At 51.3% G+C, this 18,171-nt stretch carries 17 protein-coding genes; 15 read left to right on the top strand and 2 right to left on the bottom strand.

Features of this window, described 5'->3' with window-relative positions:
- Position 1 precedes the first annotated feature (1 nt).
- The 9 genes from rseB to acpS all read left to right on the top strand — a co-directional run bounded on the left by rseB (position 2) and on the right by acpS (position 8,035).
- The gene (gene rseB, locus JK211_RS07750; protein ID WP_212708104.1) at positions 2 to 952 is read left to right on the top strand and encodes a sigma-E factor regulatory protein RseB; all 951 of its coding nucleotides are present in this window, start codon (positions 2 to 4) and stop codon (positions 950 to 952) included.
- Positions 953 to 954: 2 nt separating this feature from the next.
- The gene (gene rseC / locus JK211_RS07745) at positions 955 to 1,425 is read left to right on the top strand and encodes a SoxR-reducing system protein RseC (RefSeq protein WP_212708103.1); all 471 of its coding nucleotides are present in this window, start codon (positions 955 to 957) and stop codon (positions 1,423 to 1,425) included.
- A 212-nt stretch (positions 1,426 to 1,637) separates the two neighbouring features.
- Entirely contained in the window at positions 1,638 to 3,437 is a 1,800-nt protein-coding gene (gene lepA, locus JK211_RS07740) for a translation elongation factor 4 (RefSeq protein ID WP_212708102.1), read from the top strand.
- A 9-nt stretch (positions 3,438 to 3,446) separates the two neighbouring features.
- Positions 3,447 to 4,418: a signal peptidase I gene (lepB, locus tag JK211_RS07735; protein ID WP_212708101.1), complete on the top strand. Its 972-nt coding sequence runs from the start codon at positions 3,447 to 3,449 to the stop codon at positions 4,416 to 4,418.
- 135 nt (positions 4,419 to 4,553) lie between these two features.
- Positions 4,554 to 5,234 (top strand): ribonuclease III, encoded by a 681-nt coding sequence (gene rnc, locus JK211_RS07730; RefSeq protein ID WP_212708100.1) that lies wholly within the window; start codon positions 4,554 to 4,556, stop codon positions 5,232 to 5,234.
- Complete coding sequence (era, locus tag JK211_RS07725) at positions 5,231 to 6,136, top strand: GTPase Era (protein ID WP_212708099.1); 906 nt, start codon at positions 5,231 to 5,233, stop codon at positions 6,134 to 6,136. Before rnc ends, era begins: the two co-directional genes overlap by 4 nt.
- Before the next feature lie 3 nt (positions 6,137 to 6,139).
- Entirely contained in the window at positions 6,140 to 6,871 is a 732-nt protein-coding gene (gene recO, locus JK211_RS07720) for a DNA repair protein RecO (protein WP_212708098.1), read from the top strand.
- A gap of 52 nt (positions 6,872 to 6,923) precedes the next feature.
- Positions 6,924 to 7,655 (top strand): pyridoxine 5'-phosphate synthase, encoded by a 732-nt coding sequence (pdxJ, locus tag JK211_RS07715; protein ID WP_212708097.1) that lies wholly within the window; start codon positions 6,924 to 6,926, stop codon positions 7,653 to 7,655.
- Positions 7,655 to 8,035, top strand: a complete 381-nt coding sequence (acpS, locus tag JK211_RS07710) for a holo-ACP synthase (RefSeq protein ID WP_212708096.1) — start codon at positions 7,655 to 7,657, stop codon at positions 8,033 to 8,035. Before pdxJ ends, acpS begins: the two co-directional genes overlap by 1 nt.
- A gap of 10 nt (positions 8,036 to 8,045) precedes the next feature.
- Here the strand turns inward: acpS and JK211_RS07705 are convergent, their stop codons facing one another.
- Complete coding sequence (locus tag JK211_RS07705; RefSeq protein WP_212708149.1) at positions 8,046 to 8,300, bottom strand: YfhL family 4Fe-4S dicluster ferredoxin; 255 nt, start codon at positions 8,298 to 8,300, stop codon at positions 8,046 to 8,048.
- Between the two features lie 93 nt (positions 8,301 to 8,393).
- Here JK211_RS07705 and JK211_RS07700 point away from each other — a divergent pair, with 93 nt between their 5' ends.
- The 3 genes from JK211_RS07700 to tadA all read left to right on the top strand — a co-directional run bounded on the left by JK211_RS07700 (position 8,394) and on the right by tadA (position 9,821).
- Positions 8,394 to 8,573: a hypothetical protein gene (locus JK211_RS07700; protein WP_212708095.1), complete on the top strand. Its 180-nt coding sequence runs from the start codon at positions 8,394 to 8,396 to the stop codon at positions 8,571 to 8,573.
- On the top strand, positions 8,573 to 9,214 hold the full coding sequence (gene yfhb, locus JK211_RS07695; RefSeq protein ID WP_212708094.1) for a phosphatidylglycerophosphatase C: 642 nt from the start codon (positions 8,573 to 8,575) through the stop codon (positions 9,212 to 9,214). Before JK211_RS07700 ends, yfhb begins: the two co-directional genes overlap by 1 nt.
- A 97-nt stretch (positions 9,215 to 9,311) precedes the next feature.
- Complete coding sequence (gene tadA / locus JK211_RS07690) at positions 9,312 to 9,821, top strand: tRNA adenosine(34) deaminase TadA (protein ID WP_212708148.1); 510 nt, start codon at positions 9,312 to 9,314, stop codon at positions 9,819 to 9,821.
- On the opposite strand, the gene mltF is transcribed toward tadA, so the two are convergent.
- Entirely contained in the window at positions 9,811 to 11,253 is a 1,443-nt protein-coding gene (gene mltF, locus JK211_RS07685) for a membrane-bound lytic murein transglycosylase MltF (RefSeq protein ID WP_212708093.1), read from the bottom strand. The two genes, tadA and mltF, sit on opposite strands and share 11 nt — an antisense overlap.
- A gap of 272 nt (positions 11,254 to 11,525) precedes the next feature.
- On the opposite strand from mltF, the gene purL reads away from it, so the two are divergent.
- The 3 genes from purL to JK211_RS07670 all read left to right on the top strand — a co-directional run bounded on the left by purL (position 11,526) and on the right by JK211_RS07670 (position 18,169).
- Entirely contained in the window at positions 11,526 to 15,416 is a 3,891-nt protein-coding gene (gene purL / locus JK211_RS07680; protein ID WP_212708092.1) for a phosphoribosylformylglycinamidine synthase, read from the top strand.
- A 639-nt stretch (positions 15,417 to 16,055) separates the two neighbouring features.
- A complete protein-coding gene (locus JK211_RS07675; protein WP_212708091.1) occupies positions 16,056 to 17,504 on the top strand; it encodes a HAMP domain-containing sensor histidine kinase in 1,449 nt (482 codons plus the stop codon).
- The gene (locus tag JK211_RS07670; protein WP_212708090.1) at positions 17,501 to 18,169 is read left to right on the top strand and encodes a hypothetical protein; all 669 of its coding nucleotides are present in this window, start codon (positions 17,501 to 17,503) and stop codon (positions 18,167 to 18,169) included. The genes JK211_RS07675 and JK211_RS07670 overlap by 4 nt, the downstream gene beginning before the upstream one ends.
- The last annotated feature ends 2 nt before the right edge of the window (positions 18,170 to 18,171 follow it).

Raw genomic sequence — 18,171 nt, 5'->3', positions numbered from 1 at the left:
AATGAAAAAACCGTTTCGTCTGATAGCTACTCTGGCTGGTAGCTTACTTTTTTCATTTGCCACCTCAGCGCAGGAGTCTGCGTCTGAGGCATTGCTGGAAAAGATGGAACAAGCCAGCGCCAGTCTTAATTACGAACTCGCCTATATCAATGTTTCCCGGCAGGGGATTGAATCACTGCGTTATCGTCATGCGCTGGTTTCCGGACAGACTTATGCCCAGATGCTGCAAATGGATGGCCCGCGGCGTGAAATTATCCAGCGCGGTAACAATATCAGCTATTTTGAATCTGGTTTAGAGCCCTTTACCTTACCCGGAGAGCACATCATTGATGGTCTGCCTTCGGTACTGTATGCCGATTTTAGCCGGTTACACGATTTCTATGATTTTATTCCGGTTGGCCGTTCGCGGGTGGCCGATCAGATGTGTGATGTAGTGCGGGTTGTCTCTCATGATGGTTCCCGCTACAGCTATGTCATCTGGCTGGATGTTGATACCTCCCTGCCATTACGCGTTGACCTGCTGGACCAGGACGGTGAGACTATCGAGCAGTTCCAGGTGATCAGTTTTGCGGTGGATAACGGTATCAGCCGCATGATGCAGGCGCTGAAAGACACCAGTCTGCCGCCGGTTATCTCTTTGCCGGCAGGGGAGAAGGTTAATTTTTCCTGGAAGCCCGCATGGCTGCCCGCCGGTATGCAAATGATTTCTCAGACCCGCCGTCAAATCCCGAATATCGGGAAAGCTTTCGAAACCCGGCTTTACTCTGATGGTTTATTTACCTTTACCATTAATGTGACTGATGCAGATAAATACAGCCTGAATCAGACATTGCGCACTGGACGACGTACCATTCAGGTGGAAATACGTAATAATAAAGAAATAAGTGTTGTTGGCGAACTTCCTCCGGCAACCGCGAAACGTATTGCGGATAGTGTTGATACAGGTAACTGACTATGATGAGAGAATGGGCAACGGTTGCTAGCTGGGAAAACGGGATAGCGACACTGCATACTGAGGCTAAAACCTCCTGTAATAGCTGTACGGCCCGCAAAGGCTGTGGCAGCCATTTACTGAATAAACTTGGGCCTGCAGATGCCGAAGTTATGCAGATTGCCAGTAAACAGCCACTACAGCCGGGCCAGCGTATTGAGTTAGGCATCCGCGAAAGCAGTCTGCTGGGCTCTGCGCTGTTAGTCTATATGACTCCGCTACTGGGGCTGTTTATGCTTGCCGGATTGTTTCAGATGCTCTTTCATTCGGATCTCGCCTCGGCCAGTGGCGCATTGCTTGGCGGCGTGGGTGGTTTTATTTTGTCTAAAGGCATCTCGGCGCTGATCGGTGATAAAGAAGCTTTTCAGCCAGTGATCCTCAGTATTGCTTTGCCACCTGATACATTACGTTTTGAAAACGTAAAGAGTGAGTAACCCTGGCCGGACAATGTCCGGCCTTTTTCACACCTGAATTTACCTTTCTCTGTAGCAATTACACCGGGTTACCGGCTTTCGTAGCGGCCCTTAACAGTGTAATATGCCTCCTCATTAATGAGGCTGACTCAATACGAGTAACGAGTGATGTTACTTATCATCTCTGTGCCCGGGTATTCAACAGACGTTTTTACGCGAAGATATTCATATAAATGAAGCATATAAGAAACTTTTCCATTATAGCGCACATCGATCACGGCAAATCTACGCTTTCCGATCGCCTGATTCAGACCTGCGGCGGGCTGACCGATCGTGAAATGGCTGCTCAGGTTCTGGATTCAATGGAACTGGAACGTGAACGCGGTATTACCATTAAAGCACAGAGTGTGACGCTGGATTATAAAGCGACGGATGGTCAGACCTATCAGCTGAATTTCATCGATACTCCGGGACACGTCGACTTTTCTTATGAAGTTTCCCGGTCACTGGCGGCCTGTGAAGGGGCATTGCTGGTGGTGGATGCAGGGCAGGGGGTTGAAGCCCAGACCCTGGCCAACTGCTATACGGCCATGGAAATGGACCTCGAAGTCGTTCCGGTACTGAATAAAATTGACCTGCCGGCAGCCGATCCTGACCGTGTGGCTCAGGAAATTGAAGATATTGTTGGGATTGATGCAACAGATGCAGTGCGCTGCTCGGCAAAAACCGGTATCGGTGTGCCAGATGTGCTGGAACGTCTGGTCCGTGATATCCCGGCCCCGGAAGGTGATCCTGAAGGCCCGTTGCAGGCACTGATTATCGACTCATGGTTTGATAACTACCTGGGCGTAGTGTCACTGGTGCGGATTAAAAACGGCACTCTGCGCAAAGGTGAGAAAATTAAGGTAATGAGTACCGGACAGGTCTATAACGCTGATCGGTTAGGTATCTTTACACCGAAGCGGGTTGACCGCGACTCCCTGGGGTGTGGCGAAGTTGGCTGGCTGGTGTGTGCGATTAAAGACATTTTAGGTGCACCGGTAGGTGATACCCTGACCAGCGCCCGCAATCCGGCGGATAAAGCGTTACCGGGCTTTAAAAAAGTGAAGCCACAGGTATATGCGGGTCTGTTCCCTGTCAGTTCTGATGATTATGAATCATTCCGTGATGCGCTGGGTAAACTCAGCCTGAATGATGCATCGCTGTTCTATGAGCCGGAGAGCTCTACGGCACTGGGCTTTGGATTCCGTTGTGGTTTCCTCGGTCTGCTGCATATGGAAATTATCCAGGAACGTCTGGAGCGTGAGTATGATCTCGACCTGATCACTACCGCCCCGACCGTGGTTTACCAGGTACAGACCACAGACGGTGAAACTGTTTATGTGGACAGCCCTTCCAAGCTGCCACCTCTGAATAATATTGAAGAATTACGCGAACCTATTGCTGAGTGTCATATGCTGGTACCGCAGGAGTATCTGGGTAACGTCATTACACTTTGTATTGAGAAACGCGGCGTGCAAACCAATATGGTTTATCATGGAAACCAGATTGCATTAACCTATGAAATCCCGATGGCTGAAGTTGTTCTGGATTTCTTTGACCGGCTGAAGTCGACGTCGCGGGGTTATGCATCTCTGGATTATAATTTTAAACGATTCCAGGCCTCTGACATGGTACGTGTCGATGTTCTGATTAACTCAGAACGTGTTGATGCATTAGCACTGATTACCCATCGTGATAATTCGCAATATCGCGGACGTGAACTGGTGGAAAAGATGAAAGATCTGATCCCGCGTCAGCAGTTTGATATTGCGATTCAGGCTGCGATTGGTAACCACATTATTGCCCGTTCGACAGTGAAACAATTACGTAAAAACGTACTCGCCAAGTGTTATGGCGGTGACGTAAGCCGTAAGAAAAAGCTGTTGCAGAAACAGAAAGACGGTAAAAAACGTATGAAGCAGGTGGGCAACGTAGAGTTACCACAGGAAGCGTTTTTAGCCATTCTTCATGTGGGCAAGGACAATAAATAAGGACCTGGCATGGCAAATATGTTTGCGTTGATTCTGGCGTTAGCGACCTTAATCACCGGAATCATCTGGTGCATTGATAAATTTGTGTGGGCGCCGGCCCGCCGCAGGAAGCAGCAACAGGCTCAGGAACAGGCGGGTAATACGCTGGATAAAACAGCCCTGAGCGCTGTTGACCGTAAACCGGGCTGGATTGAAACCTCTGTATCGGTATTCCCGGTATTATTTGTGGTTTTCATTGTGCGCTCATTTATTTTTGAGCCATTTCAGATTCCGTCGGCATCCATGATGCCGACCTTACTGATCGGTGATTTTATTCTGGTCGAAAAGTTTGCCTACGGACTGAAAGATCCGATTACCCAGACAACGCTGATCCCGACCGGCCACCCGAAACGTGGTGACGTGGTGGTGTTTAAATATCCGAAAGATCCCAGTGTCGACTATATTAAGCGTGTGATTGGTTTACCTGGTGATAAGGTGGTATTTGACCCTTACAGTAAAACCCTCTCCATCACTCCGGGCTGTGGTTTTGGCCATTGTGGTAATCCGGTCCCTGTGACCTACAGTGATATGGAACCGAGTAACTTTGTGCAGACCTTCAGTGGTTTTGACGGTAATGAAGTCGGTAACGGATTCTATCAGCTACCGCTGGATCAAAGTATGCAGGGCGGACTGCGCCTTGGGATCCGCAAAGAAACCCTTGGTGATGTCACCCATAATATTTTACTGGTTAATGAAGCACAGAGTCCGGTCAGTTCCTATTACCAGCAGCCAGGTCAGCCCCCGGCAACATGGGTTGTACCTGCCGGTGAGTACTTTATGATGGGCGACAACCGCGACAACAGTGCTGACAGCCGTTACTGGGGATTTGTTCCTGAGAAGAACCTGGTGGGTAAAGCCGTTGCCATCTGGATGAGCTTCAAAAAACAGGAAGGCCAGTGGCCGACAGGTGTACGCCTGAGCCGTATTGGTGGCATCCATTAATACTAATGTGGGCCCGCATTTGCGGGCCTTGTTTCTCAAACCTGGCCGGCAGGCCACTGCACACTAAACAGAGAGTGCTGTATCAGCCCTGTTTCGTGTGCAGAGCAACAGACGTAAGATAAGAGCTGGAAACGCATGAACCCCATCCTGATGACTAAGCTCCAGAGGAAACTGGGCTATACTTTTTCACAAGCAGATTTACTGCAGCAGGCATTAACGCATCGCAGTGCAAGCAGCAAACACAATGAGCGGCTGGAATTTCTCGGAGATTCAATACTCAGCTATGTGATTGCTAATGCTTTATATCACCGCTTCCCGCGCGTGGATGAAGGGGACATGAGCCGGATGCGTGCTACCCTGGTGCGCGGTAATACTCTGGCGGAGATGGCCCGCGAGTTTGAACTGGGCGAGTGTCTGCGCCTTGGTCCGGGAGAACTGAAAAGTGGCGGTTTCCGCCGCGAGTCAATTCTGGCCGATACTGTTGAAGCGTTGATTGGCGGGATTTTTCTCGACAGCGATATACAGCAAATAGAACAACTGATCCTCAAATGGTATCAGAGTCGCCTGGAATCAATCAGTCCGGGTGATAAACAAAAAGACCCGAAAACGCGCCTGCAGGAATTTCTACAGGGCCGTCATTTACCGTTACCTTCCTATCTGGTAGTACAGGTACGCGGTGAAGCACATGACCAGGAATTTACTATTCATTGTCAGGTGAGCGGGATGGATGATGCGGTGGTTGGTGTTGGTTCCAGCCGCCGCAAAGCAGAACAGGCAGCCGCAGAACAGGCGCTGACTAAGTTAGGAATTGAATGAGCGAACAAGCACCCCATTGCGGTTTTATCGCAATTGTAGGCCGGCCAAATGTCGGTAAATCTACCTTACTGAACCAGTTACTGGGTCAGAAAATTTCTATTACCTCGCGTAAGCCACAAACCACGCGACACCGTATCATGGGTATTGATACCCGGGACAATTATCAGGCTATTTATGTTGATACCCCCGGCCTGCATATGGAAGAAAAAAGGGCGATTAACCGCCTGATGAACCGTGCAGCCAGTAGTTCTATCGGGGATGTGGAACTGATTATCTTTGTCGTGGAAGGAACCCGCTGGACAGATGATGACGAAATGGTGCTGGGTAAACTGAAAGCAGGCAAAGTACCGGTAGTCCTGGCGATCAACAAGATTGATAACCTGCAGGATAAATCTATTTTACTGCCGCATATTCAGATGCTGAGCCAGAAAATGGATTTCCTGGATGTGGTCCCCATGTGTGCTGAAGACGGGAATAATGTCGATGCGATTGCCGCTATCGTGCACAAACGCCTGCCGGAAGCAGATCACCATTTTCCTGAAGACTATGTGACCGACCGTTCTCAGCGCTTTATGGCCTCAGAGATCATCCGTGAAAAACTGATGCGTTTTCTGGGGGCTGAACTGCCTTACTCAGTAACGGTCGAAATCGAGCAGTTTGTGAATAACGAACGCGGCGGTTACGATATCCATGGTCTGATTCTGGTCGAGCGGGAAGGCCAGAAAAAAATGGTGATCGGTAATAAAGGTTCCAGAATTAAAACTATCGGCATTGAAGCCCGCAGAGATATGGAACAGATGTTTGAAGTTAAAGTGCATCTGGAACTGTGGGTTAAAGTGAAATCCGGCTGGGCGGACGATGAACGTGCGTTACGCAGCCTGGGTTATACTGACGACCTTTAACCAATGGAAGGCTGGCAACGCGCATTTGTACTGCATAGTCGCCCGTACAGCGAAACCAGCCTGTTACTGGATCTGTTCAGCGAAAGCGAAGGCCGGGTCCGGGTGCTGGCAAAAGGCGCCCGTTCCAAACGTTCGCAACTGAAAGGTACCTTACAGCCTTTTACGCCGTTACTGGTTCGCTGGTCCGGTAAAGGTGATATCAGAACCCTCCGCAGTGCCGAAGCCATTTCGCTGGCACTGCCGCTCAGTGGTACGTATCTGTACTGCGGTTTATACGTCAATGAATTGCTTTCCCGTGTGCTGGGACAGGAAATTCCCTTCTCCGAACTGTTTTTCGACTATCTGCACTGTATTCAGGGGCTGGCTGCGGCCACCGGATCGGCTGAGCCCGTATTACGTCGTTTCGAACTGGCGGTGCTGGGGCATCTTGGTTACGGGGTCGATTTTTTACATTGCGCCGGCAGTGGCGAACCTGTCAGTGAAACAATGACTTACAGTTACCGGGACGAAAAAGGTTTTATCGCCAGTCTGGTTGTGACCCAGCGCAGTTTCACCGGCCGGCATTTGCTGGCACTTTATGCGCGTGAGTTTCCGGACGGCGATACCCTGAAAGCAGCAAAACGTTTTACACGTATAGCCTTAAAGCCTTATCTTGGTGGTAAACCATTAAAGAGCCAGGAATTATTCCGGCAATTTACGTTGCCCGCCGGGACAGTAGCGCCAGACAAACAGTGATCAGGGAGCTCCTGAACCCGGCCGGGTGCCATTATTCAGACTGAGGATTGTCATGAAGGAATTATTATTAGGGGTCAATATTGACCATATCGCCACCTTACGTAATGCCAGAGGCACATGCTATCCGGATCCGGTGCAGGCCGCCTTTATTGCTGAGCAGGCCGGCGCTGATGGGATCACAGTTCATTTACGCGAAGACCGCCGCCATATTACTGACCGTGATATTCGTTTGCTGCGTGAAACTATCCAGACACGGATGAATCTGGAAATGGCTGTCACCGAAGAGATGTTAAACATTGCCTGTGAGACACGTCCGCATTTTTGTTGTCTGGTGCCGGAAAACCGCCGGGAAGTGACCACCGAAGGCGGGCTGGATGTGGCAGGGCAGCAGCAAAAACTCAATGCCGCCGTCAAGCGCCTCAGTGAGGCCGGTATTCTGGTGTCCCTGTTTATTGATGCAGATCGCCGGCAGATTGACGCAGCGGTTACTGCCGGGGCACCGTTTATCGAGATTCATACGGGGGCTTATGCGGAAGCTGCGCAGGGGCCGGCTCAGGATGCTGAACTTGAACGTATTCGTGAAGCCGTGCAATATGCCGTCTCCCGCGGTCTGAAAGTCAATGCCGGTCACGGACTGACTTACCATAATGTCTTACCGGTTGCGGCGATACCAGAGATCTATGAGTTGAATATCGGCCATTCTGTTATCGGCAAGGCAGTGATCACCGGCCTGGCCGGGGCAGTAGGTGAAATGAAAACCCTGCTCAGAGAATCGCGTCGTTAATGGCTATTCTCGGGCTGGGTACTGATATTGTTGAGATTGAACGCATTGAGCAGGTGATTGGCCGGTCCGGTGACCGGCTGGCTCGCCGGGTACTGACTGATTTCGAATGGCAGCAATATCAGCAACACCATCAGCCGGTGCGTTTTCTGGCGAAACGGTTTGCAGTAAAAGAAGCCGTTGCCAAAGCGTTTGGCACCGGAATCCGCGGCGGGCTGGCTTTCAACCAGTTTGAAGTGTTCAATGATGCGCTGGGTAAACCCTGTCTGCGTTTTTTTGGTCAGGCCAGTGCACTGGCAGAAAATCTGGGCGTTCGCCATGTGCATGTTACCCTGGCGGATGAACGTCGTTATGCCTGTGCGACGGTAATCCTGGAAAACTGATTCCGCTGACTCAGGCAGAGTGCCACAGGGTCACAAACTTTTCCCATAATGCATCGGTGGTTTCTGTCTGCTGCGGATCGGTGATAATAGTATTATTGATCGGGCAGACACTCTGGCAGGTCGGTGCGTCGTAATGACCCACACATTCGGTGCAGCGATCGGCATCAATCTGATAGATGGTATCCCCCATTGAAATCGCCTGGTTAGGGCATTCGGGTTCGCACATATCACAATTTATACAGCGCGTAGTTATCAGTAATGCCACTTCGGTTATCTGCCTTATACCATTTTTCATCACTACCGGGGTTTCTGTGGTTAGCTCCGGCGACAGCGTTATCCCACACTAAAAGGCGGGTTAATGGGGCGCACTTTACCACAGAAGCCGTTAAAGCCCAATAATGCCTGCGGTGATGTTCTTCGCAAGGCGGGGATCAATCCGCAGCCTATGAGTGGTACCCGGTATATCCGGCATTGTGGTGATATCTGCTACAGTCAGGATACGGTGAGTATCGGCAGAGCTCTGAAGAGTCATAAATAATGAAAAAAGCACAACAACGGGTGGTGTTTTTCGATCTTGATGGCACGCTCCATAAACAGGATTTATTCGGCAGTTATCTGCGCTATTGCCTTGTCCGGCAACCGTTAAATCTGTTGCCGCTATTGTTGCTGATACCGCTTATTGCCGGCGGGTTACTGGTCTGTGGCCGGGCCTCACGCTGGCCTGTCAGCCTGTTACTCTGGTCGGTGACTGTCGGGCACAGTGAAGCATTTTTACAGCGGCAGCAACAGGCGTTTTGTCGCTGGTTCCGGCCACGGGTGATCCCGTTTCCGGATGTGCACCGGCGGCTTAATCACTATCTTCAGGCAACGGATACCAGTGTCTGGTTAATTACCGGGTCGCCGGTGACGCTGGTGGAAAGTGTGTATCATCAGTCCTCTTTTTTACCCGCGGTAAATATTATCGGTTCACAGATGCGACGCAGTCTCGGAGGGCGGGTACTGACTCTGCGCTGTATTGGTAAAGAAAAAGTCAGGCAGCTGGAACGGCAACTGGGCAGCCCGCTGCGGCTTTACAGCGGTTACAGTGACAGTCGTCAGGATAATCCGTTAATGGCCTGCTGCAGCCATCGCTGGCGTGTCACCGCCCGCGGAGAGATTGAACCGCTCGGCGAAGGGTGAACGACAATACTCCGGCCGGAGGACCGCGACCGCTGCTACGCATTCATCAGTGATCCCGGTATAATGCGCCGCGAAAATATTAACCGGGGATAAAGTGTTGACCGAAAAAAATGATGAGTACTGGATGCGTTACGCATTATCGCTGGCAAAGCGGGCTCAGGATAATAATGAAGTTCCGGTCGGTGCGGTACTGGTGTCTCAGGGGGCGCTGATTGCCGAAGGCTGGAACCATCCTGTGGCATCACATGATCCGACAGCACATGCTGAAATCATGGCGCTGCGTAATGGCGGGCGGGCACTGAACAATTATCGCTTACTCGACACAACCCTGTATGTCACCCTTGAGCCCTGCGTAATGTGTGCCGGGGCGATGGTACACAGCCGTATCTCCAGACTGGTATTCGGTGCCAGTGATGGGAAAACCGGGGCTGCGGGGTCTTTACTGGATGTGCCCGGTCACCCGGGGATGAATCACCGGATAGAGGTTACCGGAGGGGTACTGGCTGACGAATGTGCCAGCCAGTTAAGTGAGTTTTTCCGCCTGCGTCGTGCACAAAAAAAAGCGCTGCGCCAGGCGCAGCGGGAAAATCAGTCACTTAGTTCATAGCAATTTGTGGTTCAGCCGGTGTTACAGGATCGGATTCCGGCAGAACCGGCGGTTTCTGCTGCATTTCCTGCAGGTATCCGACCAGGCTGATATTGTATTTACGGATATTTTCCACGTAATTATAGGCTTCATTGCCGCGGGCAAAGCCGTAAGTTGTCTGGCTGTAATAACGTTTCTGAGCCAGCAGCGGTAACCGGGTTTTGACATCGGCCCAGCTATCGGGATTGCCCCCCTGCTTCATGGTGAGTTTTCGGGCATCCATCATATGGGCATAACCGATATTATAGGCAGTCAGGGCGAACCAGATACGCTCATCTGAAGGGATAGTTTCCGGCATTTTATCCATCAGATTTTGCAAATACTGGCTGCCACCGCGAATACTTTCGGCAGCATCCAGCCGGTCACTGACCTCCAGACTGTCGGCCGTATTACGGGTGAGCATCATCATCCCCCGGACGCCGGTCGGTGATGTGGCCCGCGGATCCCAGTGTGACTCCTGATAAGCAATCGCTGCCAGCAAACGCCAGTCTATCTGGCTGGCATATTTTTTGAACAGTGGCTGCAGGGAAGGCAGGGTACTGTCAATCGCCCGTAAAAATGTCCGGGTATCAACATAGTCAAAGCTTCCCGTATGGCCAAAATATTTTTCATCCAGCCGCGCCAGAGTACCTTCTTCATTTAAACGGTTATAAAAATCAAGCAGGGCAGCATTCAGGCTATCATCAGCAGATTTTGCCATATACCAGTTCACGGGAGTCTCACTGGTGACATCAAACGCGACAGCCAGTTTCGGGTGAATACGTTGCATCATACCGATGGTCGCCGAATCACCGATGGTATAGTCCAGTTTGCCTGAGGCTACCTGTTCCAGCACTGCCTGAGGACTGAGTTTCTTCTCTATGCTCCAGTCAAGTTGCGGGTATTGATCTGCTTTTGCCGCTTTAAGGGTCGGAATAAACGCTGACTCTGAAGGCACGGCCAGTGTACCTCGCAGATCACCCAGATTTTTAGGCCGTGGCCGGTCGACGCGGTAGACCAGTTGTTGCGTGGTCGTATAGTAGGCCGGTCCGCTACGGTAGTTTTGCTGGCGGTGGCTGTCCCAGGCCAGACCCGCAGCCAGTAAATCCGCCTGGTGATTGTTCAGATCATCAAACAGGCTTTCAATATTCGGGCGTACAGTGACCTCCAGCTTCACGCCCAGATAGTCTGCAAAGCGTTTGGCCAGTTCGTAATCCATTCCCGTAGGATCTTTATTTATCTTTTGCCAGGTCAGTGACGAATTTATGGTGCTGATACGTAATACTCCGCGCGATTTTATTTGCGACAGAGTGTCTTGTGAACCTGAATGCCAGGGTATCGCAGGCCATAAAGCTATTGCCAGTAATAGAGTGACAAGACCGATCAAAAGATAATTAAACTTTAAGTATTTCAAAGTATTATCTCATTAATCAGCGCCGGGTTCAGCCTTTTGGCAGGATGTTAAACACAGGAATAGTACCCCGACGCGGAGAGCATTTTGAGCAACAAAAAGGCAAAGAGCAACTTTTATAGCAAGAAATGTTTGTTTTTTGGGCGGTGAATTATCCAGATAAAATCCGCGCAAACGGTTTCGTAACGGGGCCTTATTCTTTATAATACGCCCCGTTTTCCCCCTGTTGCGCCCAATGAAGCGTCGCCCGGCGTTTCGAAGACGAGAGATCTTTAATGATGGAAATTTTGCGTGGTTCGCCCGCTCTGTCGGCATTTCGTATTAACAAACTGTTGACCAGCTTTCACGACGCTCATCTGCCGGTGAGTGACATTTATGCCGAATACGTGCATTTTGCTGATGTCAGTTCACCCCTGACTCAGGACGAGCAAAATCGTCTCCAACGTCTTCTTAAATACGGTCCCTCGCTGGCAGAACATGAACCTGCCGGACGTTTATTACTGGTTACCCCGCGGCCGGGTACCATATCGCCATGGTCTTCGAAAGCGACTGATATTGCACATAACTGTGAACTATCTAAAGTGTTGCGGCTGGAACGCGGGCTGGCTTTCTATATTCAGGCAGAAAACCTGACAGAAGCTCAGTGGGCCCGGCTGGGGGTATTACTCCATGACCGGATGATGGAAACCGTATTCACGGATCTGTCTCAGGCTGAACAACTGTTCGCTCATCATCAGCCACAACCGGTAAAGGCGGTGGATATTCTGGGACACGGGCGTGAAGCGCTGCAGGAAGCAAACCTCTCCCTCGGGCTGGCACTGGCAGAAGACGAAATTGACTATCTGCTGGCAGCCTTTACCGCGCTGGGACGTAACCCGAACGATATTGAGCTGTATATGTTTGCTCAGGCTAACTCTGAGCACTGCCGTCACAAAATCTTTAACGCCGACTGGATTATTGACGGTGAAAAACAGCCAAAGTCGCTGTTTAAAATGATTAAAAATACCTTCGAAAAAAATCCTGAGCATGTGCTCTCTGCCTATAAAGACAATGCGGCAGTGATGGAAGGTTCAACCGTGGGTCGTTTTTATGCGGATGATCAGCAGGGCCGCTATGATTACCATCAGGAAGAAGCCCATATCCTGATGAAAGTGGAAACCCATAACCACCCGACAGCGATCTCTCCGTGGCCGGGAGCGGCGACAGGGTCGGGCGGGGAAATACGTGATGAAGGTGCGACCGGCCGCGGCGCTAAACCTAAAGCGGGTCTGACCGGCTTCTCCGTGTCTAACCTGAGGATCCCCGGTTTTGAGCAGCCGTGGGAACAGGATTTCGGTAAACCGGAGCGGATTGTCAGCGCGCTGGATATTATGACGGAAGGCCCGCTGGGCGGGGCGGCATTTAATAATGAATTCGGCCGTCCGGCACTGAACGGATATTTTCGTACCTACGAAGCGCAGGTAAACAGCCACAATGGTGAAGAGCTGCGTGGTTATCATAAGCCGGTGATGCTGGCGGGCGGAATCGGTAATATCCGCGCTGATCACGTGCAGAAAGGTGACATTACCGTCGGGGCTAAACTGATAGTTCTGGGCGGCCCTGCAATGAATATTGGTCTGGGCGGTGGTGCAGCATCATCGATGGCGTCAGGTCAGTCCGATGCTGATCTGGATTTTGCTTCTGTGCAGCGAGATAACCCTGAGATGGAACGCCGTTGTCAGGAAGTGATTGACCGCTGCTGGCAACTGGGTGAACAGAACCCGATTCTGTTTATTCATGATGTCGGTGCAGGCGGATTATCGAATGCAATGCCGGAGCTGGTCAGCGACGGTGGCCGTGGCGGACGCTTTAACCTGCGCGATATTCTGAGTGATGAACCGGGGATGAGTCCGCTGGAAGTCTGGTGTAACGAGTCCCAGGAACGTTATGTCCTGGCGGTTGCGCCGGAAAAAATTGCGTTATTTGAACAGCTGTGTAAACGCGAACGGGCACCTTATGCAGTTATTGGTGAGGCAACCGAAGAGCTGCATCTGACTCTGACAGACGAACATTTTGCTAACCAGCCGATTGATATGCCGCTGGATGTACTGCTGGGCAAAACCCCGAAAATGACCCGCGACGTCACGACTCTGCAGGCCGAGGGGGTGGCGCTTAGCCGCGACGGTATCTCTCTGGCTGAGGCGGTAAAACGTGTAATGCACTTGCCAGGTGTTGCCGAAAAAACCTTCCTTATCACTATCGGTGACCGTTCCGTCACCGGCATGGTGGCACGTGACCAGATGGTCGGACCCTGGCAGATCCCGGTAGCAAACTGTGCCGTCACCACAGCCAGCCTGGACAGTTATCATGGTGAAGCTTTTGCGATTGGTGAACGTGCGCCGGTAGCGTTGCTGGATTTTGCTGCATCGGCACGCATGGCGGTAGGGGAAGCACTGACTAACCTGGCGGCGACAGACATTGGTGAACTGACCCGCGTTAAACTGTCGGCCAACTGGATGTCTGCTGCCGGTCATCCGGGAGAAGATGCCGGTTTATATGCGGCGGTAAAAGCGGTGGGTGAAGAGCTGTGTCCGGCTCTGGGGCTGACTATCCCGGTCGGTAAAGATTCAATGTCGATGAAAACCCGTTGGCAGCAGAACGATCAGCCGCGGGAAATGACGTCTCCTCTGTCTCTGGTAATTACCGCGTTTGCCAGGGTTGAAGATGTTCGCCATACGGTCACCCCTGAGTTACAGTCACAGTCAGATAATCTGCTATTACTGGTGGACTTAGGTGCAGGGGCCAATACCCTGGGAGCGACCGCACTGGCTCAGGTTTACAGCCAGCTGGGTGATACCCCGGCGGATGTCCGTGATGCACAGCAACTGGCGGGTTTCTTTGCTGCTATCCAGCAACTGGTGAGTGAACAGAAATTACTGGCTTACCATGACCGTTCTGACGGTGGTTTACTGGTCACGCTGGCAGAAATGGCCTTTACCGGACATTGTGGTGTGGATGTTGATATTACCGCCCTTGGCCGGGATACACTGGCGTCGCTGTTTACCGAGGAACTGGGTGCGGTTATCCAGATCAATACGGCTGACCTTGCGGCGGTGAACGCAGTATTTGCACAGCATGGGCTGAGTGACTGCCTGCATGTATTAGGCAGTGCACAGTGCGGAGACGACTTTGTGGTACGTGCATCACAGCAGGTCGTCTATCAGGAGAAACGTTCTGTCCTGCGTCGCTGGTGGGCAGAAACGACCTGGCAGATGCAGCGGCTGCGTGATAATCCGGACTGCGCGGATCAGGAACACCAGACTAAACTGGACGATAAGGATCCCGGCCTGAATGTATCGCTGAGTTTCGATCCGGCCGAAGATATTGCAGCCCCGATGATTGCTACCGGTGCCCGGCCTAAACTGGCGGTCTTACGTGAGCAGGGGGTTAACTCCCATGTGGAAATGGCTGCGGCGTTCCATCGCGCTGGTTTTGATACTGTCGATGTCCATATGAGTGATTTACTTGCCGGACGTCGCGGGCTGGATGACTTCCATGTACTGGCCGCCTGTGGCGGTTTCTCTTATGGTGATGTACTGGGTGCGGGTGAGGGCTGGGCGAAGTCCATTCTGTTTAACCCGCGGGTTCGTGAGAACTTCGAGCAGTTTTTCCATCGTGACCAGACACTGGCTCTGGGGGTATGTAACGGCTGTCAGATGATGTCTAACTTGCGTGAGTTGATCCCCGGCAGTGACCTGTGGCCACGCTTTGTGCGTAACCAGTCTGAACGGTTTGAAGGACGTTTTAGTATGGTTGAAGTGGCTGACAGCCCGTCATTATTACTGTCGGGAATGGCGGGTTCGCGTATGCCAATCGCCGTATCTCATGGCGAAGGTTTTGCCGAACTGCGTGATCAACAACAGCTGGATGATTTGGAAGCACAGCGGCTGGTTGCGCTGCGTTTTGTCGATAACTACGGCAATGTCACCGAAAATTATCCGGCTAACCCGAATGGTTCACCGAAAGGGATGACTGCGGTAACCAATACCTCCGGTCGCGTCACTATTATGATGCCTCACCCGGAACGGGTGTTCCGTACGGTGAGTAACTCCTGGCACCCGCAGCAGTGGGGCGAAGACAGCCCGTGGATGCGTATTTTCCGTAATGCACGTAAACAGCTGGGCTAATCATCAGCCTGCGGTGAATGTGGTACAAAAAGCACTCTGCGGAGTGCTTTTTTTATCTGCCTCCTGCTGGCCACAGAGGGGGACTGTATCATTATGGTGACATTTCCCCTCGCAAACTGTCGCTGAATTGTGACACTTAATTATTTGATAAATATATATTATTTATCAACCTGCTTTAAATGTCTCTGATCAGAGACAATTCCGACCTGTCCTGAGATGATATAGTGGCCGTAATGCCATTAACTTACTGATATAAAAACACTTGTAATATGTGGCACAGCTATTGCATTATAGTCAGTACAGCTCATTCTGCTCTTTATGATGCCCTGCGTAAGCGGTCAAGCGCTCATAAACTTTGAATGATGCCCCAAGGTGCCTGCCGTCCGACTTTTGATAATCGTCAGTTTTACTGCGTTATCATGCTACGGGCGTAACGTTGAGTAAGGCACCGCCTTTTTCTTAACGCCGGTATGGCCGGCGTTATACCTTTCTGACACTGGTCCGGAGACTACACCGGACAGTGATTCCCGGTGCTTTTCATTTATTCCTGTCATTACAGCGTGGATTTTTCCCGCAGTCTGCTTCCTTCCTGAGCTTAATCCGGCTAGCATCATCTTTATTTTCCCGATGGCGGTCACCGTGAAGCGCTGGTCTTTTGTCCCCCGTTCTCTCAGACAGTTAGTTTTGCTGGCTTTTGTGCTGGTATTGTTACCGTTACTTGTGCTGGCATGGCAGGCCTGGGAAAGCTTTTCCAGTCTCAGTGAACAGGCCGCAGAAACCAACCGTAATACCTTTACGGATGTCCGTCTGAGTGAAATGATGGCCCGCTCAGCCCTGGAACTGGAACGTAATTACCGGCAGTTTTGTGTGTTAAATGATCCGACACTTGAGTCTCTGTATCAGCAGCAATATATACGTTACCGGCAAATGCTGCAGACTCACTTCCGGCGTTTACCACGGCTTAAATCCACACAAAAAATTCAGCAATTATTACCGGCCCTGACGCCACTTCACTGTGAGCAGGGCAATCCGCCGCAAAGCGTGTCAGATAACCTGATTGCATTTTCTATTGCTAACAGTCAGCTGGTTGAAGAAACCCGGCAGAATGTCTTTACCCGTGGTTTAGAGCTGCAACGTGAAATTGCGGATCGTGGCGCATTTTTTGGCTGGCAGGCATTGTTACTGTTTTTGATCAGCCTCGGGTTTATATGGTTATTCACCCGGATGATCATCGGGCCGATAAAAAACCTGAAAAAAATGATCCACCGGCTGGGAGAGGGCGGGGAAATAGACGGAATGACCGATTTTCGCGGGCCTGACGAAATCCGCTCTCTCGGACAGCGGATCGTCTGGCTGAGTGAACGTTTATCCTGGCTTGAGGCTCAGCGTCATGAATTTTTACGTCATCTTTCCCATGAGCTGAAAACGCCGCTGGCAAGTTTACGGGAAGGGAGCGCGTTACTGGCGGAGGAGATCAGTGGCCCGCTGAACAGGGATCAACAGGAAATTGTCGCTATCCTTGATCAGAGCAGCCTGCACCTGCAGACGCTAATTGAGCAATTACTGGATTATAACCGACACACCGCGGACGCCGGGTGTTTAATGTCGCCCGTTGATCTGCAACATATTATTAATGAAGTGGTGACTGCCCATGCCCTGCCAGCCAGTGCCCGTGATATTGATACGCAGGTGATTTTACAGGAGCAATCTTGTCTGGCCGATCGGCAACTTCTGGCCCGCACTCTGGATAACCTCTATTCTAATGCCATAAACTATGGGAGGCCTGGCGGGCAGATTCTTTTTTCCAGTTGCCGTGACGGAGACAGGATCCTGATAGATGTGTCTAATAGCGGAACACCGATACCGGCACATGAGCAGAAAATGATCTTCGAACCTTTCTATCAGGGCGCCCGGCAGCGGCGCGGGCCGGTAAAAGGCAGCGGGCTGGGGCTGAGTATTGCCAGAGATTGTATCCGGCGTATGCAGGGGGAGCTGATACTGGTCAGTAATGGTGATGCTGAAGTGCGTTTCCGGATTGAATTATCGATCCCTCGTCAATTGCCGATCATTCATGGAGGCAGTCAGTGATAAAACGCATTTTTTGTCCGCGTATATTTGTCGCAGTTATTCTCCCGTTACTGAGTGCATGCAGCCAGCAGACAAGATCAGCCGGCACTTTGTCCCCGGACCAGCAGGGTACGAGTGTTTCCGCTTGCCGGCAAATAACACAACCGCTGGTGCCCCCTCAGACAGCCTGGCCGGATTACTGGCTGAAACTGATGAACTGCGTACAGCAGCAAGGGGTTGAGGATAATTATCGTCAGGCGGTACTGATCGACGCTGATAGCTGGCAGCAGGTATTTCGTCAAAGCATTCTGTTTTCCGGGACGGATCTGACTGATCAGCAACGCCAGCAGTTATTACAGCGGATGAAACAATGGCAGCCACAGGCAGACCGGCGCGTCGGTTCGTTATTGCAGTTATGGCAGGACAATCAGCAAAGCCAGCTCACCGCATCGCTGATAACAGAAAAATATAAACAACTTCGTCAGCACAGTGATGCCCGGATAGCCCGGTTGCGCCAGCAGCAGCAACAACTGCAGCGGCAACTGTCTGACAAACGCCTGCAATTACAAAAGCTCACGGATATAGAACATCAGCTATCTGCCCGTAAAAGGACGGTGATCCGTGACAACGCTGATCTCCGTCCAGTGTCTGTTAACCCCGGCGATCCGCAAAAGGAAGATAATTAACT

The organism is Tatumella sp. JGM130 (genome assembly GCF_018257525.1).
Classification (GTDB): Bacteria; Pseudomonadota; Gammaproteobacteria; order Enterobacterales; family Enterobacteriaceae; genus Tatumella; species Tatumella punctata.
The sequence above is the reverse complement of the archived record's forward strand: the minus strand, read 5'-3'. Positions and strand labels throughout refer to the sequence as shown.

Coding starts and splice junctions, on each gene's coding strand:
- rseB (WP_212708104.1), top strand. CDS start 2: ATGAAAAAACCGTTTCGTCTGATAGCTACTCTGGCTGGTAGCTTACTT.
- rseC (WP_212708103.1), top strand. CDS start 955: ATGATGAGAGAATGGGCAACGGTTGCTAGCTGGGAAAACGGGATAGCG.
- lepA (WP_212708102.1), top strand. CDS start 1,638: ATGAAGCATATAAGAAACTTTTCCATTATAGCGCACATCGATCACGGC.
- lepB (WP_212708101.1), top strand. CDS start 3,447: ATGGCAAATATGTTTGCGTTGATTCTGGCGTTAGCGACCTTAATCACC.
- rnc (WP_212708100.1), top strand. CDS start 4,554: ATGAACCCCATCCTGATGACTAAGCTCCAGAGGAAACTGGGCTATACT.
- era (WP_212708099.1), top strand. CDS start 5,231: ATGAGCGAACAAGCACCCCATTGCGGTTTTATCGCAATTGTAGGCCGG.
- recO (WP_212708098.1), top strand. CDS start 6,140: ATGGAAGGCTGGCAACGCGCATTTGTACTGCATAGTCGCCCGTACAGC.
- pdxJ (WP_212708097.1), top strand. CDS start 6,924: ATGAAGGAATTATTATTAGGGGTCAATATTGACCATATCGCCACCTTA.
- acpS (WP_212708096.1), top strand. CDS start 7,655: ATGGCTATTCTCGGGCTGGGTACTGATATTGTTGAGATTGAACGCATT.
- JK211_RS07700 (WP_212708095.1), top strand. CDS start 8,394: ATGGGGCGCACTTTACCACAGAAGCCGTTAAAGCCCAATAATGCCTGC.
- yfhb (WP_212708094.1), top strand. CDS start 8,573: ATGAAAAAAGCACAACAACGGGTGGTGTTTTTCGATCTTGATGGCACG.
- purL (WP_212708092.1), top strand. CDS start 11,526: ATGATGGAAATTTTGCGTGGTTCGCCCGCTCTGTCGGCATTTCGTATT.